At 55.0% G+C, this 19,729-nt stretch carries 18 protein-coding genes and 1 pseudogene; 16 read left to right on the top strand and 3 right to left on the bottom strand.

What is annotated here, in order from left to right; all coding sequences use genetic code 11:
* From BRO54_RS13465 to BRO54_RS13455, 3 genes are all read left to right on the top strand, one after another.
* Positions 1-598: helix-hairpin-helix domain-containing protein (locus BRO54_RS13465; RefSeq protein ID WP_074044282.1), on the top strand; the 598-nt coding region annotated here is incomplete at its 5' end.
* Between the two features lie 129 nt (positions 599-727).
* Positions 728-1,198, top strand: a complete 471-nt coding sequence (locus tag BRO54_RS13460; protein ID WP_074044281.1) for a ComE operon protein 2 — start codon at positions 728-730, stop codon at positions 1,196-1,198.
* Entirely contained in the window at positions 1,195-3,444 is a 2,250-nt protein-coding gene (locus BRO54_RS13455; RefSeq protein WP_074044280.1) for a DNA internalization-related competence protein ComEC/Rec2, read from the top strand. The genes BRO54_RS13460 and BRO54_RS13455 overlap by 4 nt, the downstream gene beginning before the upstream one ends.
* A 69-nt stretch (positions 3,445-3,513) precedes the next feature.
* Here BRO54_RS13455 and BRO54_RS13450 read toward each other — a convergent pair whose 3' ends face one another.
* Positions 3,514-3,648 carry a YqzM family protein gene (locus BRO54_RS13450; protein WP_011231993.1) on the bottom strand — a complete coding sequence of 45 codons (135 nt, stop codon included), beginning with the start codon at positions 3,646-3,648 and terminating at the stop codon, positions 3,514-3,516.
* Between the two features lie 284 nt (positions 3,649-3,932).
* Between BRO54_RS13450 and holA the strand changes: the two are divergent.
* A pseudogene (gene holA / locus BRO54_RS13445) lies at positions 3,933-4,980 on the top strand (DNA polymerase III subunit delta).
* A 72-nt stretch (positions 4,981-5,052) separates the two neighbouring features.
* Here the strand turns inward: holA and rpsT are convergent.
* Positions 5,053-5,322 (bottom strand): 30S ribosomal protein S20, encoded by a 270-nt coding sequence (gene rpsT / locus BRO54_RS13440; protein ID WP_011231991.1) that lies wholly within the window; start codon positions 5,320-5,322, stop codon positions 5,053-5,055.
* A 182-nt stretch (positions 5,323-5,504) separates the two neighbouring features.
* Here rpsT and gpr point away from each other — a divergent pair, with 182 nt between their 5' ends.
* From gpr to BRO54_RS13425, 3 genes are all read left to right on the top strand, one after another.
* Positions 5,505-6,623, top strand: a complete 1,119-nt coding sequence (gene gpr, locus BRO54_RS13435) for a GPR endopeptidase (RefSeq protein ID WP_074044279.1) — start codon at positions 5,505-5,507, stop codon at positions 6,621-6,623.
* Between the two features lie 75 nt (positions 6,624-6,698).
* Positions 6,699-7,898, top strand: coding sequence for a stage II sporulation protein P (spoIIP, locus tag BRO54_RS13430; RefSeq protein ID WP_074044278.1), 1,200 nt, complete (start codon positions 6,699-6,701; stop codon positions 7,896-7,898).
* 12 nt (positions 7,899-7,910) lie between these two features.
* Positions 7,911-8,249, top strand: coding sequence for a YqxA family protein (locus tag BRO54_RS13425; RefSeq protein WP_074044277.1), 339 nt, complete (start codon positions 7,911-7,913; stop codon positions 8,247-8,249).
* 34 nt (positions 8,250-8,283) lie between these two features.
* Here the strand turns inward: BRO54_RS13425 and BRO54_RS13420 are convergent, their stop codons facing one another.
* Positions 8,284-8,433: a hypothetical protein gene (locus BRO54_RS13420; protein WP_161496658.1), complete on the bottom strand. Its 150-nt coding sequence runs from the start codon at positions 8,431-8,433 to the stop codon at positions 8,284-8,286.
* Between the two features lie 73 nt (positions 8,434-8,506).
* On the opposite strand from BRO54_RS13420, the gene lepA reads away from it, so the two are divergent.
* The 9 genes from lepA to mtaB all read left to right on the top strand — a co-directional run bounded on the left by lepA (position 8,507) and on the right by mtaB (position 19,698).
* A complete protein-coding gene (gene lepA / locus BRO54_RS13415) occupies positions 8,507-10,336 on the top strand; it encodes a translation elongation factor 4 (RefSeq protein WP_011231987.1) in 1,830 nt (609 codons plus the stop codon).
* 75 nt (positions 10,337-10,411) lie between these two features.
* On the top strand, positions 10,412-11,551 hold the full coding sequence (hemW, locus tag BRO54_RS13410) for a radical SAM family heme chaperone HemW (protein WP_074044275.1): 1,140 nt from the start codon (positions 10,412-10,414) through the stop codon (positions 11,549-11,551).
* Positions 11,552-11,634: 83 nt separating this feature from the next.
* Complete coding sequence (gene hrcA / locus BRO54_RS13405) at positions 11,635-12,669, top strand: heat-inducible transcriptional repressor HrcA (protein ID WP_074044274.1); 1,035 nt, start codon at positions 11,635-11,637, stop codon at positions 12,667-12,669.
* 98 nt (positions 12,670-12,767) lie between these two features.
* On the top strand, positions 12,768-13,409 hold the full coding sequence (gene grpE, locus BRO54_RS13400; protein ID WP_074044273.1) for a nucleotide exchange factor GrpE: 642 nt from the start codon (positions 12,768-12,770) through the stop codon (positions 13,407-13,409).
* A gap of 23 nt (positions 13,410-13,432) precedes the next feature.
* A complete protein-coding gene (gene dnaK / locus BRO54_RS13395; RefSeq protein ID WP_074044272.1) occupies positions 13,433-15,256 on the top strand; it encodes a molecular chaperone DnaK in 1,824 nt (607 codons plus the stop codon).
* A 129-nt stretch (positions 15,257-15,385) separates the two neighbouring features.
* The gene (gene dnaJ, locus BRO54_RS13390) at positions 15,386-16,534 is read left to right on the top strand and encodes a molecular chaperone DnaJ (protein WP_074044271.1); all 1,149 of its coding nucleotides are present in this window, start codon (positions 15,386-15,388) and stop codon (positions 16,532-16,534) included.
* 5 nt (positions 16,535-16,539) lie between these two features.
* Positions 16,540-17,478 (top strand): 50S ribosomal protein L11 methyltransferase, encoded by a 939-nt coding sequence (prmA, locus tag BRO54_RS13385; protein WP_013144703.1) that lies wholly within the window; start codon positions 16,540-16,542, stop codon positions 17,476-17,478.
* Positions 17,479-17,495: 17 nt separating this feature from the next.
* The gene (locus tag BRO54_RS13380) at positions 17,496-18,272 is read left to right on the top strand and encodes a 16S rRNA (uracil(1498)-N(3))-methyltransferase (protein ID WP_074044270.1); all 777 of its coding nucleotides are present in this window, start codon (positions 17,496-17,498) and stop codon (positions 18,270-18,272) included.
* A 76-nt stretch (positions 18,273-18,348) separates the two neighbouring features.
* Positions 18,349-19,698, top strand: coding sequence for a tRNA (N(6)-L-threonylcarbamoyladenosine(37)-C(2))-methylthiotransferase MtaB (mtaB, locus tag BRO54_RS13375; RefSeq protein ID WP_011231979.1), 1,350 nt, complete (start codon positions 18,349-18,351; stop codon positions 19,696-19,698).
* Positions 19,699-19,729 lie beyond the last annotated feature (31 nt).

Raw genomic sequence — 19,729 nt, 5'->3', positions numbered from 1 at the left:
AAAACGTTATGGGAAAGCGGGGGTGCTCTTGTTGTTTGCCGCTGCGGCGGGGTTATGGGTGTTTCGTCATCCGACGGATGAAAAGGGGCAAGTCGTCTTGCCGACGGCGGCTGAAACGGATGCCGCCCGGCCGGAAGAAAAAAAGGACGAAGCGCCAAAAACCGCTGTGGTGGATGTGAAAGGGGCGGTCGCGAAGCCAGGGGTGTACGAGGTGGCGGCAGACGCCCGCGTTCGCGATGTTATCGCCCTAGCCGGCGGATTGACGAACGAGGCGGATGAAACGAAGGTCAATCTGGCGGCAAAAGTGCGCGATGAGATGATGATTTACGTGCCGGCAAAAGGCGAGGCCGCACCGGCACCAGATGCCGTCGGCAAGTCTCCAAGCGATGGAGCTCGGGACGGGCCGCAAGTGGCAGTCAATACGGCGACGGAAGAGGAATTGATGCAGCTTCCGGGCATCGGACCGGCGAAGGCAAAAGCGATCATCGCCTATCGCGAAGAACACGGGCCGTTTCAGCGGGTGGAAGATTTGTTGAATGTAACCGGAATTGGCGAAAAAACGCTGGAGAAATTGAAACCGTATTTGCTTGTGCCGTAAACGAGGCGGGGGAGCGCAATGCTTCTCGTTTATGGGCGGATCAGGGCTGCTGCGGACGTTTTTCGGCGTTGACGGGGGCAGGCGGCGGCGGGTAGACTAAAAGTATGGAAACAAGCGGAGGGACGTAGAATGGAACGAATCACGTGGGATCAATACTTTATGGCGCAAAGCCATCTGTTGGCGCTGCGCAGCACGTGCACAAGGCTGGCGGTCGGAGCGACGATTGTGCGCGATAAGCGCATCATCGCCGGCGGGTACAACGGGTCGATCGCCGGGGGCGCCCATTGCACCGATGAAGGGTGCTACGTTATTGACGGCCATTGTGTACGGACGATCCATGCGGAAATGAATGCCATTTTGCAATGCGCCAAGTTCGGCGTCCCGACCGAGGGGGCGGAGATGTATGTCACCCATTTTCCGTGCTTGCATTGTTGCAAGGCGATCATTCAAAGCGGCATTCGCGCTGTCTATTACGCCCAAGACTACAAAAACCACCCGTACGCCTTGGAGCTGTTTGCCCAAGCCGGCGTCCGGCTCGTGCAAGTGCCGCTGAAAACGGATGTGTTCGCCTTGCTTTCCGGCGGCGGAGGTGAAGTATGAAAGGACAAGCCGTCTATCCCGCCGCGGCGGCGCTCTTTGCCGTGGCGGCGGCCTCGCCGTCCAAAACCACATGTCTTCTCCTTATCATTTATCTCCTTCTTCTTTTCATCCGCCGGCCGCACTGTTTCCTTCCTGCTCTCGTTGCAGCTCTTTTCTTTTTTGTCTATTTTCTCATCGTTGACCATCATAACAAAACTTCCCTTTCCGGCGGCCGTCATTTGCTTTCCGTTCGTTTTTCCGCCGCGCCGGCGATCGACGGCGATCGATTGCATGCGGCTGTGCAAGCTGGTAAGGAGCGGGTGCAGCTCCGTTACACCATTCGGACGGCTGCGGAAAAAGAAGCGCTGCGTGCGCGTCTTATGCCCGGGGTCGTGTGCCGGCTGAGCGGAACGCTCGAGCGCCCCATGCCAGCCAGCAATCCGTATGCATTTGATTACCGCCGTTATTTGCGCCGCCACCGCATTCATTGGCTCTTTCTCCCTGAGGCGATCGATCTTTCCGCTTGCGTGCGCGTCCGTCCCACCATCATCGAACGGCTTGAGGCGATTCGCGAGGCTGGCGTCCGCCGCATTGAAGCCCGGTTTCCGCCGGAAGCGGCCGGCATCGCCGCTGCGCTCATTTATGGCGAACGCCGCTCGTTGGATGAGGAGGTGCTTAGCGGTTACCAGCGGCTCGGGCTCATCCATTTGTTGGCGATTTCCGGCGGCCATGTCACCTTGCTTGTCGGCGCTGCGTTGGCCGCTGCCATTCGGTTTGTGACGCGCGAAGCGGCCGTGCTTGCTTTGCTCGTTTTCTTGCCTATGTATGCGGTGCTCGCCGGCGCTTCGCCGTCGGTGCTGCGCGCCTGTGCGACAGGAATGATTGTATTGGCCGTCCAGTGGAAAAAAGGAACGATCCATCCGCTGGATGCGTTGAGTTGGACAGCGCTTGCGCTGCTCGTCTTTGATCCATATATGGTTTGGGATGTCGGTTTTCAACTATCATTTCTTGTCACGTTTGCCCTTCTCGCCCATGTGTCGGTGCTCACCTCTGCTCGTTCGATGCTCCAAAACTTGTTTCAGACCGCGCTCGTTGCACAGCTCGCCGCGCTGCCGATTTTGCTTTACCATTTTTATGAAATTTCTGTTTGGAGCGTAGGGCTGAATGTTTTCTTTGTCCCTTGGTATTCATTTGTCATTTTGCCCATTGCTTTTCTATCCGCAGTTTTTTCCTTTTCTCCGCTCATTTGGCTGTTTAGCCGCCTCATTGAGCTGACGGACGCGGTTGTCCGTTTTTTCTCGGTCGATTACTCGTTTATGCTTGTGCTCGGCCGTCCGGGGCCGTGGTGCTTAGCTGGCTATCTGACGGCCATTGCGGCGGCGTTTTTGGATTGGGAACGCGGCCGCCTGCTCCGCGGATTGACAGCGGTGGCGGCGGCGACGGCGCTTCAGCTGGCCGCCCCGTATGTGGATCCGAAAGGGGAAGTGACGGTATTGGATGTTGGGCAAGGGGACTGTATTTATATTGAGCTTCCTTATCGAAAAGCGGTCTATCTCATTGACACCGGTGGGACGCCGGAATGGGCGAAGGAACCATGGCGCAAGCGGTCGCGGCCGTTTGCGGTCGGTCGGGACGTTGTCGTGCCGTTTTTAAAAGCCCAAGGGGTGAGGACGCTTGATCAACTGATTTTGACGCACGATGACGCCGACCATATCGGGTCTGCTCCCGAGGTGCTCAAAGCCGTGCGCGTCAGAGAAATTGTCACAAGCCCAGGAGCGCTGCCGGCCGTCAAGGCGATGGCGCGCCCGTTTTCCGTGCCGATGGCCGCCATCGTGCGGGGGGATCGGTGGAAGGTGGGCGATGCCGCGTTTTCCGTATTGCACCCGGAGGCAGGAAACAATGAGGATAATAACGGCTCGCTTGTATTGCTCGCCCGCCTCGGCCGCTTGACATGGCTGTTTGCTGCGGATATCGAGGAAGAGGCGGAACAGGCGCTCATCCGCGCCTATCCAGAGCTGCGCGCCGATGTATTGAAAGTCGCGCACCACGGCAGCAAAACGTCGACAACAGAGCCGTTTTTGCGGACGGTCAAGCCGCGAGCGGCCATCATTTCCGTCGGCCGCTACAATCGCTACGGGCATCCGTCCCCCGAGGTGCTCATGCGGCTAAAGCAACAACAGGCGATCATTTGGCGGACGGATGAAAACGGGGCCATTCGCTATGTGTATGACGAAAACGGTGGAACCTTTCAGGTGATGAAACCATAAGATGTAGTGCACAAAAAACGGAACGTTTCAGCAGAAACAAAAAATAAGGATTGCTTATGTAAGCAATCCTTATCGACCGAAAAATTCGATCAACGTTGCGATGATGAACATGGTAGCGAAAAAGCCGAACGACACGATGAATCCGACGGCGGAATCGACGGCGTCATTTCGTTGGCTTTGCACTTCCTTTTCAAATACGTTCATCGTTTTCCCCCTCCTCGTTCAATCATTTTTAGTATAGACGAAAACGCGTGAAAAATCTACCGCCGCTCGCTTCTTTTCCTTCCTTGACAACAGTTGACACAAATACTTTCAAACAGCCGGGAAAACATAAAAATAACCCGCTGGCCGATAAGGTCCTAGGACTTATAGGCCAGCGTTTATATAAAGGGGAACCGGTTTTTTCGGCAGCCGGTTCCCTTGTAAAATGACGAAAAACGGTGTATCTTTTCTAGCAGAGACGTTTGCTAGGGAATGGAGACGGGAACATGCTGGAACGCGTATGGGGAAACATTGAAAAACGGCGGTTTTCTCCCCTTTATTTATTATACGGCAATGAGCCGTTTTTATTAACGGAAACGTATGAGCGATTGGTGAACGCAGCACTTGGCCCCGAGGAGCGGGAGTGGAACTTGGCTGTGTACGACTGCGAGGAAACGCCGGTCGAGGCGGCGCTTGAGGAGGCCGAGACGGTGCCGTTTTTCGGCGAGCGGCGTGTCATTCTCATCAAGCATCCATATTTTTTTACATCTGAAAAAGAGAAGGAGATCGAACATGATTTGGCGAAGCTGGAGGCGTACTTGAAGGCGCCGTCGCCGTTTTCGATCGTCGTCTTTTTCGCGCCGTACGAGAAGCTTGATGAGCGAAAAAAAAGTTACGAAGCTTGCCAAAGAGCAAAGCGAAGTCGTCATCGCCGCCCCGCTCGCCGAAGCGGAGCTGCGTGCCTGGGTGCGGCGCCGCATCGAGAGCCAAGGGGCGCAAGCAAGCGACGAGGCGATTGATGTCCTGTTGCGGCGGGCCGGGACGCAGCTTTCCGCCTTGGCGAATGAAATCGATAAATTGGCTCTGTTTGCCGGATCGGGCGGAACCATCGAGGCGGCGGCGGTTGAACGGCTTGTCGCCCGCACGCCGGAAGAAAACGTATTTGTGCTTGTCGAGCAAGTGGCGAAGCGCGACATTCCAGCGGCGTTGCAGACGTTTTATGATCTGCTTGAAAACAATGAAGAGCCGATCAAAATTTTGGCGCTGCTCGCCGCCCATTTCCGCTTGCTTTCGCAAGTGAAATGGCTTGCCTCCTTAGGCTACGGACAGGCGCAAATTGCTGCCGCACTCAAGGTGCACCCGTTCCGCGTCAAGCTCGCTCTTGCTCAAGCGGCCCGCTTCGCTGACGGAGAGCTTGCTGAGGCGATCAACGAGCTCGCTGACGCCGATTACGAAGTGAAAAGCGGGGCGGTCGATCGCCGGTTGGCCGTTGAGCTGCTTCTGATGCGGTGGGGCACCCGCCCGGCGCAAGCGGGGCGTCACGGCCGGCGATGAAGCGATCGCCCGGCCGTTTGGCCGTGAACAAAAGAAAAACAAAAAAACGACCTGGCGCCAGGTCGTTTTTGATTAGGAAGCTTGGATGCTGTTCAATTTTTTCGCTAAGCGCGATTTTTGCCGGCTGGCGGCGTTTTTATGGATAAGGCCTTTGCTTGCGGCTTTGTCTAATTTTTTCGACGCAATAATGAACGCCTCGCGCGCTTTTTCCACGTCTTTCAATTCAACAAGCGCTTCAAATTTTTTGATCGCCGTACGCATGGCCGATTTCATCGAGGCGTTGTGAGCCCGGCGCTTTTCGCTCGTTTTCGCGCGTTTGATCGCTGATTTGATGTTAGCCACGTTCGTTCACCTCCGTTATCGTTCCTATTTCTGTTGTGAACAACAGGAAGAACAAGTGTTATTCTATCAAACGTGTTTTGATTATGCAAGAGTGTTCAAGCGAAAATCCTTTACGAAACATGAATGACCGGGCCCGATTGCGGCGACAATAAAAGAAAACGGCAGAAATGGGGAGAAACGACATGGAACAGCCGCTCGATTTACGCCAGTACTCGGTGCGCACGGATTTAGCGATCGAAGCGCATGAGATCGCACTCGAGGAGCGTTTGCAGCAAAAACAAGAAAGCGCCGCGCCGATTGAGGGAGTCATGATCCGTGACGAGGAGATCGACGGCGTCAAGCTGTCGCATGTGCATGTCACGGAACAAGGAGCGGCCTCGATCGGCAAAAAGCCGGGCCACTACGTGACGATTGAAGCGCAAGGCATCCGCGAACAAAACACCGAGCTGCAGCAAAAAGTGCAGCGCATTTTTTCCGAGCAGCTCAGCGCCTTTTTCAAGCGGCTCCGCATTCCCGATCAAGCGAGCTGCTTGATCGTCGGGCTTGGCAACCAAAACGTCACTCCGGACGCGCTCGGGCCGCTCACGGTGGAAAACGTGCTTGTCACCCGTCATTTGTTCCAGCTGCAGCCGGAAAGCGTCGAGGAAGGCTTCCGGCCGGTGAGCGCCCTCGCTCCGGGGGTGATGGGGACGACCGGGATTGAAACGAGCGACATTATCGACGGCGTCGTCCGGAAAACAAAGCCGGATTTTGTCATTGTGATTGACGCCTTGGCCGCCCGCTCGATCGAACGGGTCAACGCGACGATTCAAATTTCTGACACCGGCATCCATCCCGGCTCCGGGGTCGGCAACAAGCGGAAAGAGTTAAGCTATGAAACGCTTGGCATTCCGGTCATTTCGATCGGCGTTCCGACGGTCGTCGACGCCGTTTCGATCACGAGCGACACGATCGATTTCATTTTGAAGCACTTCGGCCGCGAAATGCGCGAAGGGAAACGGCCATCAAGCGCGCTCGCTCCGGCGGGCTGGACGTTTGGGCGCAAACGAAAATTGACGGAACAAGACATGCCGTCGCCGCAAGAACGGTCGACGTTTCTTGGCATGGTCGGCACGCTTGGCGATGAAGAAAAGCGGCGCCTCATCTATGAAGTGCTCGCGCCGCTTGGGCATAATTTGATGGTGACCCCGAAAGAAATCGATTCGTTTATCGGCGATATGGCCAACTTATTAGCCGGCGGTTTGAATGCGGCGCTGCATCGGCAAGTCGATCAAGGCAATGTTGGCTCCTACACCCATTAGACAAAAAAACGGTTCTATCTTTTCCCGCTTGGCCATACGTTAAACTGAGGAGACAAGCCGGGAAAGGGTGGGAATATGAAACGATGGCGCTCCCCAAACGTCATGATCGCGATTCCAGGAGCTAGTCTAAAGAAACTGTTGATGCTCATCATTCTTGGTTGCATGATGATGTTTATGCTTGTCGGAGCGCTCACATCGCTGCGGCCGGAATACCGTCCGTCGTCATCATCGCTGAACGATATGGCGGCCCATTTTCCGGAAGAGACGTTCATTCGTCTGTTCGCCTTGGAAAATCGATATTTTGCGCAGCTGCTGCCGAAAGATCGGCGGCAGACGAATTACTCATCGCTATTGTTCCGCCTGGCGACGAGCATCAATCCCGATGACCCGCGCAGCCTGCTTGGCAGCGAGCTGCCGGGCTTTGCCCTTTATGACAGCAAAATTCTCATCGCTGGTGAAGGAACGGATTATACGAACATGCCATACGAATCAGCGCCGCCGCTTAGGGTGATGCTTGCTGAGCGGCAAGCCTCGGTGGAGGAGCTCGAACAAGCAAACAAGAGCGAAGATGAAAAACCGGTTCCCCCGCCATCGCAGACGACGGGAGGAAAAAAAGTGGTCTACATTTACAATACCCATACGCATGAGTCGTTTTTGCCAGCGCTCAAAGGGGTGGCCGACCCGGATTTGGCGTTTCATCCGACGGTCAACATAACAAAAGTGGGGGAAAAGTTAGCGGAAGAACTGGAAAAGCGCGGCATCGGGGCTGAAGTGAGCAAAATCGACATTGTCAGCGAATTGTTAAAGAAAGGGATGAAATACTCCCAATCGTATGATATGTCCCGGCAAACAGTGGTTGCGGCAATGAAGCAAAACCGTGACTTGCACTATTTCATCGATATCCATCGCGATTCGCGGCGGCGAAAATATACGACCGTTACGATCAACGGCGTTGACTATGCGCGTGTCGCATTCATTATTGGCGGAGAAAACGCGACATACGAGAAAAACTTGCAGCTGGCTACCGCGTTGCATCAGTTGCTGCAAAAGAAATATCCAGGGCTGAGCCGCGGGGTGATCGAGAAAAAAGGAGCCGGGACGAACGGCAAGTTTAATCAAGATTTATCGGAAAACGCGATTTTAATTGAAGTCGGCGGTGTCGACAATACGTTTACTGAGCTGTTCCGGTCCGTGTCGGCGCTCGCTGAGGTGTTCAGCGACTATTATTGGCAGGCGGAAAAAGTCGAAGCGCCGGCTCCGGCGGAGAAAAAGTAAAGGAGCGTCACTATGGCAAGATGGTTCATCCGCTTTACTCTAGCGATCTTTCTTCTTTTTTTCGGTGTGTTGTTTGGCATGCAAGAGGCGCATCGCGGCATTGAACGGATGCGCGGCTATGCCGATCCGTCGTTTCCGTCCGTCATCGATATGAAAAAAAGGGAAAATGGTGAGGTGGAAGCGGCGGTGTTCGGCCGGCCGGTCGTTGCTGGAGATTTAGGAGAAAAGCAAGAAACGATTCACGAGCTGAAAACGTTCAACTTGTTCTCTAGGCTCGGCCAACTTTTTGCCGATGCCGTCACCGCGCTCATGGAAATGCTGTTTTCGCTCGTCGGCCGGGCGTTGGACTAGCCCGATCATGTGCGGACGAAACAGGGACGTGCCGTCACAATGGCGGCTTTTTCTTTTGGACGCCGTCCGCCGGCTGGAGCACAAAGTGCTGCACTTTCCATATTGTCGGTTGTTTTCTTGGCGCGGCTCTGGCCGTTTCGCGTCTTTCCGGAAAGCCCGAACGGCGGCTTGGCTTTTCGTTCATCATTGAATCTTCTTCGCGCTGTTGCTATAATCAAAGCTAGTGTAGTTTTGCGAAGAAGCAGGAGTGAGAGACGATGAACCGGGAAGAACGGTTGAAACGGCAGGAACGGATCCGCAATTTTTCGATTATTGCTCACATTGACCACGGAAAATCGACGCTGGCGGACCGCATTTTGGAAAAAACGGGGGCGCTGTCGGAGCGTGAATTGCGCGAGCAGACGCTCGATACGATGGAGCTTGAGCGCGAGCGCGGCATCACGATTAAATTGAATGCGGTTCAGTTGACATATAAAGCGAAAAATGGCGAAGAGTATATTTTCCATTTGATCGACACGCCGGGCCACGTCGACTTTACGTACGAAGTGTCGCGCAGCTTGGCCGCTTGCGAAGGGGCGATTTTGGTCGTCGATGCGGCGCAAGGCATTGAAGCGCAGACGCTCGCCAACGTGTATTTGGCGATCGACAACAATTTAGAAATTTTGCCAGTCATTAACAAAATCGATTTGCCAAGCGCCGAACCGGAGCGGGTGCGTCAAGAAATTGAGGATGTCATCGGTTTGGACGCCTCTGACGCGGTGCTTGCTTCGGCTAAAGTCGGCATCGGCATCGAAGAAATTTTGGAAAAAATCGTCGAAAAAATTCCGGCTCCCTCGGGTGATCCGGATGCGCCGCTGAAGGCGCTCATTTTTGATTCCCTTTATGACCCGTACCGCGGCGTCGTCGCCTATGTCCGCGTCGTCGACGGAACGGTGAAGCCAGGGCAGCGCATTAAAATGATGTCGACCGGCAAAGAGTTTGAAGTGACGGAAGTCGGCGTGTTCACGCCGAAGCAAAAAGTTGTCGACGAATTGACGGTCGGTGATGTCGGCTATTTGACCGCCTCGATTAAAAACGTGAAAGATACGCGCGTCGGCGATACGATCACCGATGCCGAACGGCCGGCAGCTGAGCCGCTCCCGGGCTATCGGAAGCTCAATCCGATGGTGTTTTGCGGCATGTATCCGATCGATACGGCGCGCTACAACGATTTGCGCGAGGCGCTCGAGAAGCTGCAATTGAACGATGCGGCGCTCCACTTTGAGCCGGAAACGTCGCAGGCGCTTGGGTTCGGCTTCCGCTGTGGATTTCTCGGCTTGCTTCATATGGAAATCATCCAAGAGCGGCTCGAGCGCGAATTTCATATCGATTTGATCACGACCGCGCCGAGCGTCGTTTACAAGGTGCATTTGACCGATGGAACGGAAGTTGACGTCGACAACCCGACGAACATGCCCGACCCGCAAAAAATCGACCGAATTGAAGAGCCGTATGTGAAAGCGACGATCATGGTGCCAAACGACTATGTCGGTCCGGTGATGGAGCTGTGTCAAGGAAAGCGCGGCACGTTTGTCGATATGCAATATTTGGATGAAAAGCGCGTCATGCTCATTTACGATATTCCGCTCTCCGAAATCGTCTACGACTTTTTCGACGCTTTAAAGTCGAACACGAAAGGGTACGCGTCATTCGACTACGAATTGATCGGCTACCGGCCGTCCAATCTCGTCAAGATGGATATTTTGCTAAACGGTGAAAAAATTGATGCCTTATCGTTTATCGTCCATCGCGACTCTGCGTACGAGCGCGGCAAAGCGATCGTTGAAAAGCTGAAAGATTTGATTCCGCGCCAGCAATTTGAAGTGCCGGTGCAGGCGGCGATCGGCAACAAGGTCATCGCCCGTTCGACAATCAAAGCGTTGCGCAAAAACGTGCTCGCAAAATGTTACGGCGGCGACGTGTCGCGGAAGCGGAAGCTGCTTGAGAAGCAAAAAGAAGGAAAGAAGCGGATGAAACAAATCGGGTCGGTCGAAGTGCCGCAAGAAGCGTTTATGGCCGTCTTGAAAATCGACGACCAGAAAAAATAACGAGCAAGGCTGTCTCCGTTGGGGATAGCCTTGTTTGTTTCCTGCGGCGCCGGCCGGCTGAAAGGAGGAGGACCGATGGCCGTTTCAGCGTATTTTCATATTCCATTTTGCGCCCATATTTGCCATTATTGCGATTTTAACAAAGTATTCGCCGCCGGCCAGCCGATTGACGACTATTTGCGGGCGATGGACAAAGAAATGGCGTGGACGGCGGCGGAATTTGGCAGCCAGCTCAAGACGCTTTTTATCGGCGGCGGCACGCCGACGGTGCTTGGGCCGGCGCAGCTCGGCCGTTTGCTTGAGAGCATCCGCCGCCATTTTCAGTTTGACCCGCAAACGGCCGAATTTACCGTCGAAGCCAACCCGGACGGCTTGACGAAAGAAAAGCTCGCTATTTTGCGCGATGCCGGAGTGAATCGGCTGAGCCTCGGGGTGCAGACATTTGACGATCAGCTTCTGCAAACGATCGGCCGCACGCACCGGCGAGGCGACGTCATACGGGCTGTAGCGTTGGCCAGAGAAGTCGGGTTTCAGAACATCAGCATTGATTTAATGTACGGTTTGCCGGGGCAGACGCTTGAGCAGTTTACGGCCGATTTGGAAGCGGCGTTTTCGCTTCATGTGCCGCATCTTTCCGCCTATTCGCTGATCCTTGAGCCGAAAACGATCTTTTACAACGAATGGCGGAAGGGTCGCCTCCGCCTTCCGGGCGAAGAAGCGGAAGCAGCGATGTACGAAGCGGCGATGGAGCAGACGGCAGCCTGCGGCTACTGGCAATATGAAATCAGCAACTATGCTTTGTCGGGATTTGAAAGCCGGCACAACTTGACGTACTGGAACAACGAGGAGTACTACGGCATCGGCGCTGGGGCGCACAGCTATATCGACGGAGTGCGTCGGGCTAATATCGGTCCCATCCGGCATTACATCAGCGCGATCGAACGCGGCGAATGGCCGCACCGAGACGTACACCGCTTGACCGCCCGCGAGCAAATGGAAGAGGAAATGTTTTTAGGGCTGCGCAAAACGGAAGGGGTGTCCAAAGCCTGCTTCCGGCAAAAGTTCGGCCGCGACCTCCACGACATATTTGGCGAGGCGATCCGCCGGGAAATCGAAAACGGACGCCTCGAGGAAACGGCGACCCACATCCGCTTGACAAAACGGGGCAAGCTGCTCGGCAATGAAGTGTTCGCCGCGTTCCTCGGCGGAATGTAAACATTGACATTTGCCGGGCGATTTGCTACCCTAATAGTAGATTTAGCACTCGAATTGTTCGAGTGCTAACAGAGGTGAGACACGTGCTAACGGACCGCCAACTGCTGATTTTGCAGGTGATTATCGACGATTTCATTCGTTCTGGGCAGCCGGTCGGTTCGCGGACGTTATCGAAAAAGCATCAAATCGCGTTCAGCTCGGCGACGATCCGCAATGAGATGGCGGATTTGGAGGAGCTCGGCTATATTGAAAAAACGCACATTTCTTCCGGCCGCGTGCCGTCGGAAAAAGGATACCGCTACTACGTCGACCATTTGCTGCCGCCGCAGCGGCTGACAAGGGCGGACATTCAAAAAATCCGCTCCGTGTTTGCCGAGCGCATCTATGAGCTGGAAAAATTGATGCAAAAGTCGGCGCAAATTTTATCCGAGCTGACGAACTATACATCCATCGCGCTCGGGCCAGCGTTTAAAGAAAGCAAGCTGAAGCGGATGCAAATCGTTCCGCTCAACGAACAGACAGCCGTCGCCATCGTCGTGACGGACACCGGCCATGTCGAAAACCGGGTCGTGACGATCCCGTCATCGATGGACGCCGGCGACCTTGAAAAAATGGTCAACATTTTCAACGAGCGGTTGAACGGCGTTCCGCTCATTGATTTGAAAGAAAAAATGGAGACGGAAGTGGCCGACGTATTGCGCCGGCACATCCGCAACTACGACAGCGTGCTTAATACGCTCATTGAGACGCTCGATGCCCCTGAAGAAGAAAAAGTGTTTTTCGCCGGCAAGGCGAATATGCTCAACCAGCCGGAGTTCAGTGACATCCAAAAAGTGCGCCCACTTCTAAACATCATTGAGCAGGAAAAAGACATTTATCGCCTGCTCCGCAAGCAAAACCAAAAAGGAGTGCGGGTTTCGATCGGGCATGAAAACGAACTGCGCGGCATGGAAAACTGCAGCTTGATTACAGCGACGTATTCGGTCGGCGATGAGCCGCTCGGGGCGATCGCGATTCTTGGTCCAACGCGCATGGAATACTCGCGCGTCATCACTGTCTTAAACCGCGTCGCTTCCGATTTGTCGGCCGCGTTGACGAAATGGTATCAAAGTCAATAAGAATGGCCATATTGGGTAACGGATGGATCGCGCATCCATCCTTTCCTTGTGGCCATTGATACATAAAAGGGAAGAGCCCCGGCAGGGAGGTGAAAGCGATGGAACAAGGAGAAAAACAAGTGATGGAACAAGCTACATACGATGAGCCGGAGCGGGAGCAACCGATCGAGGAAGAAGCCGCCCCGCAGTCCGAGGGGGAATCAGGCGGCGTTCCGCTTGAAGAGGCCGGTGGGGAGGAAGCGGCGGAGCTGGCGGAAAAAGCGCCAACGGCCGAGGAGTTGGCGGCGGCCAAGGCGCAGATCGCCGAATTGGAAGCGAAGCTTTCAGAGATGGAACACCGGTATCTCCGCCTGTACGCCGATTTTGAAAACTTCCGCCGCCGGACGCGCCAGGAGATGGAAGCGGCTGAAAAATACCGCGCCCAAAGCTTGGCGAGCGATTTGCTTCCGGTGCTTGACAACTTTGAACGCGCATTGAAAATAGAGACGGACAACGAACAGGCGAAATCGATTTTGCAAGGGATGGAAATGGTGTACCGGTCGCTTGTTGATGCCTTGAAGAAAGAAGGCGTCGAGGCGATCGAGGCGGTCGGGAAGCCGTTTGACCCTTATTTGCACCAAGCCGTCATGCAGGCGGAAGCGGAAGGCTATGAGCCGAACACGGTTGTTGAGGAGCTGCAAAAAGGTTATAAGCTGAAAGACCGCGTGCTGCGGCCCGCCATGGTCAAAGTAAGCCAATAAACGGAAACGGAGGGTGATAAGCGATGAGCAAAATTATCGGCATCGACTTAGGAACGACGAATTCCTGCGTCGCCGTGTTAGAAGGCGGCGAAGTGAAAGTCATTCCGAATCCGGAAGGAAACCGCACGACCCCGTCGGTCGTCGCGTTTAAAAACGGCGAACGCCTAGTCGGCGAAGTCGCCAAACGGCAAGCGATCACGAACCCGAACACGATCATCTCGATCAAGCGCCATATGGGGACGGATTACAAAGTCGAAATCGAAGGGAAGCAATATACGCCGCAAGAAATTTCGGCGATCATTTTGCAATACTTGAAGTCGTACGCCGAAGACTATTTGGGCGAGCCGGTGACGCGTGCGGTCATCACGGTGCCGGCGTATTTCAACGACGCCCAGCGCCAAGCGACGAAAGACGCCGGCCGCATCGCCGGCCTCGAAGTCGAGCGCATCATCAACGAGCCGACGGCCGCGGCGCTTGCTTACGGCCTTGATAAAGAAGAAGACCAAACGATTCTCGTCTATGACTTAGGCGGCGGGACGTTTGACGTCTCGATTTTGGAGCTTGGCGACGGCGTGTTTGAAGTGAAGGCGACGGCCGGCGACAACCATTTGGGCGGCGACGACTTCGACCAAGTGATCATCGATTATTTGGTCAATCAGTTCAAGCAAGAGCACGGCATCGATTTGTCGAAAGACAAAATGGCGCTCCAACGCTTGAAAGATGCGGCGGAAAAAGCGAAAAAAGAGCTGTCCGGCGTCACGCAGACGCAAATTTCGCTTCCGTTTATCAGCGCCAATGAAAACGGTCCGCTCCATTTGGAAATGACGTTGACAAGAGCGAAATTTGAAGAGCTGTCCGCTCATCTCGTCGAGCGGACGATGGGGCCGGTCCGCCAGGCGCTTCAAGACGCCGGCTTGACGCCAGCGAATATTGATAAAGTCATTTTGGTCGGCGGTTCGACGCGCATTCCAGCTGTCCAAGAAGCGATCAAGCGCGAGCTTGGCAAAGAGCCGCACAAAGGTGTCAACCCGGACGAAGTCGTTGCCATCGGTGCGGCGATCCAGGGCGGGGTGATCGCCGGCGAAGTGAAAGATGTCGTCCTGCTTGACGTGACCCCGCTTTCGCTTGGCATTGAAACGATGGGCGGCGTATTTACGAAACTGATCGAACGGAACACGACGATCCCGACAAGCAAATCGCAAGTGTTCACAACGGCGGCTGACAATCAAACGACGGTCGACATTCACGTCTTGCAAGGAGAGCGCCCGATGGCGGCGGACAACAAATCGCTCGGCCGCTTCCAGCTGACCGGCATTCCGCCGGCGCCGCGCGGCGTGCCGCAGATTGAAGTGACGTTTGATATTGACGCCAACGGCATCGTTCACGTGCGCGCCAAAGATTTAGGAACGAACAAAGAGCAGTCGATTACGATCAAATCGTCGTCCGGCCTGTCGGAAGAAGAAATTCAGCGCATGATTAAAGAGGCGGAAGAAAATGCCGAAGCCGACCGGAAGCGGAAAGAAGCCGCCGAGTTGCGCAACGAAGCCGACCAGCTCATTTTCATGACTGAAAAAACGATCAAAGAGGTCGAAGGAAAAGTCAGCGCCGATGACATCAAGAAGGCGCAAGAGGCGAAAGACGCGTTGAAAGCGGCGCTCGAGAAAAACGACCTCGAGGACATCCGCAAGAAAAAAGACGCGCTGCAAGAAGCGGTGCAGCAGCTGTCGATCAAGCTGTATGAACAAGCGGCGAAACAGGCGCAAAGCGCAGGATCGCAAGGCGGCGCTGCCAATAATAAAGACAACGTGGTGGACGCCGAGTTTGAAGAAGTGAACGACGATAAATAATGCAACCGAAAGTCAAAGTCAGGCCTGCCTTGGCTTTGACTTTTTTTCTAGCATTGACATATTGCCTTGCCGCAGAGGGAAATGATAAAATCAAATTTATGTGAGTGAATCGGGAGTGGATGATCAACGATGGCGAAGCGCGATTATTACGAGATTCTCGGCGTCAGCAAAAACGCGACGAAAGACGAGATCAAAAAAGCGTATCGAAAGCTTTCGAAGCAGTATCATCCAGATGTGAACAAAGCCCCGGACGCCGCGGAGAAGTTTAAGGAAATTAAAGAGGCATACGAAGTGTTAAGCGATGATGAAAAGCGGGCCCGCTACGACCGCTTCGGCCATGCCGACCCGAACGAAACGTTTGACGGCGGCGGATTCCAAGGCGGAGGGTTTGATTTCGGCGGCTTTAGCGGCTTTGGCGGTTTTGAAGATATTTTTGAAACGTTTTTCGGCGCCGGTCCGCGTCGACGGGCGAGCGGTCCGCGCAAAGGCGCGGATGTCGAGTATATGATGACGCTTACGTTTGAAGAAGCGGCGTTCGGAAAAGAAACGGAAATTGAAATTCCGCGGGAAGAGACGTGCGACACGTGCCAAGGCAGCGGAGCGAAACCGGGCACAAGCCCGACGTCTTGTCCGCATTGCCACGGCAGCGGGCAAGTGACAAGCGAACAGGCGACGCCGTTTGGCCGCATCGTCAACCGCCGGACATGTCCCGTCTGCGGCGGCACGGGCCGGTACATTCCGGAGAAATGCCCAACGTGCGGCGGCACGGGACGCGTCAAACGGCGGAAAAAAATTCACGTCAAAATTCCAGCCGGCGTCGACGACGGCCAGCAGCTGCGCGTCGCCGGCCAAGGGGAGCCAGGGGTCAATGGCGGGCCGCCGGGCGATTTGTACATCATCTTCCGCGTCGAACCACATGAGTTTTTCAAACGCGACGGCGACGATATTTATTGCGAAGTGCCGCTGTCGTTCGCCCAGGCGGCGCTCGGCGATGAGATCGAAGTGCCGACGCTCCATGGCCATGTGAAGCTGAAAATTCCGGCCGGCACGCAAACGGGCACGCGCTTCCGCTTGAAGGGAAAAGGGGTGCCGAACGTGCGCGGCTACGGCCAAGGCGATCAGCACGTCATCGTCCGCGTTGTGACGCCGACGAAGCTGACCGAAAAACAAAAGCAGCTGTTGCGCGAGTTTGATCGGCTCGGCGGAGACACGATGCACGACGGGCCGCACGGCCGTTTTTTTGAGAAAGTCAAAAAGGCGTTTAAAGGAGAAGCGTAAGCGCGATGAAATGGTCAGAAATCAGCATTCATACGACGCATGAGGCGGTCGAGGCGATTTCGAACATTTTGCATGAAGCGGGCGCCGGCGGCGTCGTCATCGAAGACCCATACGATTTGGTCAAAGAACGGGACGACTGGTACGGCGAGATCGTCGAGCTCAACCCGGACGACTATCCGGAAGAAGGGGTGATCATTAAGGCATATTTGCCGGTCAACAGTTTTCTTGGCGAAACGGTCGAACAAATTAAGCAGGCGATTAACAATTTATGGCTGTATGATATCGACCTTGGCAAAAATAAAATTACATTGAGCGAAGTAAACGAAGAGGAATGGGCAACGGCGTGGAAAAAGCATTATCACCCGGTGAAAGTGTCCGAAAAGTTTACGATCGTGCCGACGTGGGAAACGTACGAGCCGGCGTCTAGTGATGAGCTGATCATCGAAATGGATCCGGGCATGGCGTTTGGGACCGGCACGCACCCGACGACGGTCATGTGTCTGCAGGCGCTCGAAAAGTACGTGCGCCCCGGCGATCATGTCATTGACGTCGGCACCGGCTCCGGCATTTTAAGCATCGCCGCGGCGATGCTTGGCGCCCGGTCAGTGCGGGCGCTCGATTTGGACCCGGTGGCGGTCGACAGCGCACGGCTGAACGTGAAGCTCAATAAGGTGCAGCATATCGTAACGGTCTCACAAAACAATTTGCTCGACCATATCGAGGAACCGGCTGATGTGATCGTCGCCAACATTTTAGCGGAAATCATTTTGCGCTTTACCGGTGACGCCTACCGGTTGTTAAAGCCAGGCGGCCGCTTCATCACGTCTGGCATCATTCAGGCGAAAAAGCAGGACGTCAAAGACGGGTTGCTTGCCGCCGGCTTTGCCATTGAGGAAATCAACGTGATGGAAGACTGGGTGGCGGTTGTCGCCATGAAACCGTAAGCAAAGAAGGGATGGCTGTGCAGCGCTATTTCGTTTCCGGCCAGGCGCAACAAGGCGGGATCGTCGCGATCAGCGGCGATGATGCCCATCATATCGCCCGCGTCATGCGCATGAAGCCGGGGGACGGGATCATTTGCGTCTTTCCAGACGGGCGCACGGCGGTGTGTGAAATTGAACAAATTGCCAATGAGCATGTGCAAGCCCGTATTGTACAATGGAAAAAGGAGCGAAGCGAGCTGCCGGTGCGCATTTACATCGCCCAAGGGCTGCCGAAAGGCGAAAAGTGGGAGCTCGTCATCCAAAAAGGAACAGAGCTCGGCGCCGCCGGCTTTCTTCCGTTCGAAGCCGCCCGGTCGGTCGTGAAATGGGACGCGAAAAAGGCGGAGAAAAAAGTCGAGCGATGGAGAAAAATCGCGAAAGAAGCGGCTGAGCAGGCTGAACGAACGGTGGTGCCGGACGTGCGGGCGCCGCTTTCGTTTGTCGAGCTCCTCGCCTTCGGCCAAACGGTCGATGTTCGGCTGTTTGCCTACGAAAAAGAGGCGCGAAACGCCCGGCATGCCGCGCTTCCAGCGCTTCTTTCCCGCCTCCGTCCGGGCGGCGCGTTGCTGGCTGTCTTCGGGCCGGAAGGCGGGTTCAGCCCGGAAGAAGCAGAACAGCTTCGGCAGCACGGCTTTTCGCCGTGCAGCCTTGGGCCGCGCATTTTGCGGACCGAAACAGCTCCGCTCTATTTGCTTTCCGCCGCCTCTTATGAATGGGAGCTGCGCGCGCCGAGCGGCGAAGCGGAGCGCGCTTAGTGAGCAACATTGGCTGTTTCTTATAAAAGTTCGGTCCCGCTGATCCCTAAGCGGGGGGCAGAGTGAGGTGAACAAGATGCCGACAGTGGCTTTTCATACACTAGGCTGCAAAGTCAATCATTACGAAACCGAAGCGATTTGGCAGCTGTTTAAAAAAGCCGGCTACGAGCGAAAAGAGTTTGAAAGCCGTGCGGATGTGTATGTGATCAACACGTGCACGGTGACGAACACCGGCGATAAAAAGAGCCGTCAAGTCATCCGTCGTGCGGTGCGCCGCAATCCGGACGCCGTCGTCTGCGTGACCGGCTGCTATGCGCAAACATCGCCGGCTGAGGTCATGGCCATTCCGGGCGTTGATATTGTCATCGGCACGCAAGACCGGCATAAAATTTTGGATTACATCGAGCAGTTCCAGCGCGAGCGCCAGCCGATCAACGCTGTTCACAACATTATGAAAACGCGCGTCTTTGAGGAGATGGATGTGCCGGAATTCACGGATCGGACGCGGGCGTCGCTTAAGATCCAAGAAGGGTGCAACAACTTCTGCACGTTTTGCATCATCCCGTGGGCGCGCGGCTTAATGCGCTCGCGCGATCCGCAGGAAATCATCCGCCAGGCGCGCCAGCTCGTCGCCGCCGGCTATAAAGAAATCGTTCTGACCGGCATTCATACAGGCGGCTATGGCACCGATCTGAAAGACTATAACTTTGCGTCCTTGTTGCGCGATTTGGACGAGCAAGTGCCGGGGCTGAAGCGGCTTCGCATTTCGTCGATTGAGGCGAGCCAAATTACCGATGAAGTGATTGACGTGCTGAAGCGGTCGGAGAAAATCGTCCGCCATTTGCACATTCCGCTTCAGTCTGGGTCGAATACGGTGCTCAAGCGGATGCGCCGCAAATATACGGTGGAATTTTACGCGGAGCGGCTCGCCCGGTTGCGCGAAGTGTTTCCAGAGCTGGCGGTGACTTCTGACGTCATCGTCGGCTTCCCAGGCGAGACGGAAGACGAATTTATGGAGACGTACAACTTTATTCGTGAACAACGGTTTTCCGAGCTGCATGTCTTTCCTTATTCGAAGCGGACCGGCACGCCGGCGGCGCGCATGCCGAACCAAATCGATGAAGAAACGAAGCATGACCGCGTCCGCCGCTTGATCGCCCTTTCCGATCAATTGGCGAAAGAGTACGCCTCCCGGTTTGAAGGGCAAGTGCTCGAAGTCATTCCGGAAGAGCGCGATAAAGAGCGGCCGGATTTGTACGTCGGCTATACAGACAACTATTTGAAAGTCCGCTTCCCGGCAACCGAGGAAATGGTTGGTGAACTTGTCAAAGTGAAGATTACGAAAGCCGGCTATCCGTACAATGAAGGAGAGTTCGTCCGCGTTGTGCCGGATGAAATGGCCCGTTCGGTCAAATGGAGCTCATAACCCAGCCTAGTTGCTGGGTTTTTTCTGTCTT

This window comes from Geobacillus proteiniphilus, assembly GCF_001908025.1.
Classification (GTDB): Bacteria; Bacillota; Bacilli; order Bacillales; family Anoxybacillaceae; genus Geobacillus; species Geobacillus proteiniphilus.
This window is presented reverse-complemented; position numbering and strand designations above follow the sequence as displayed.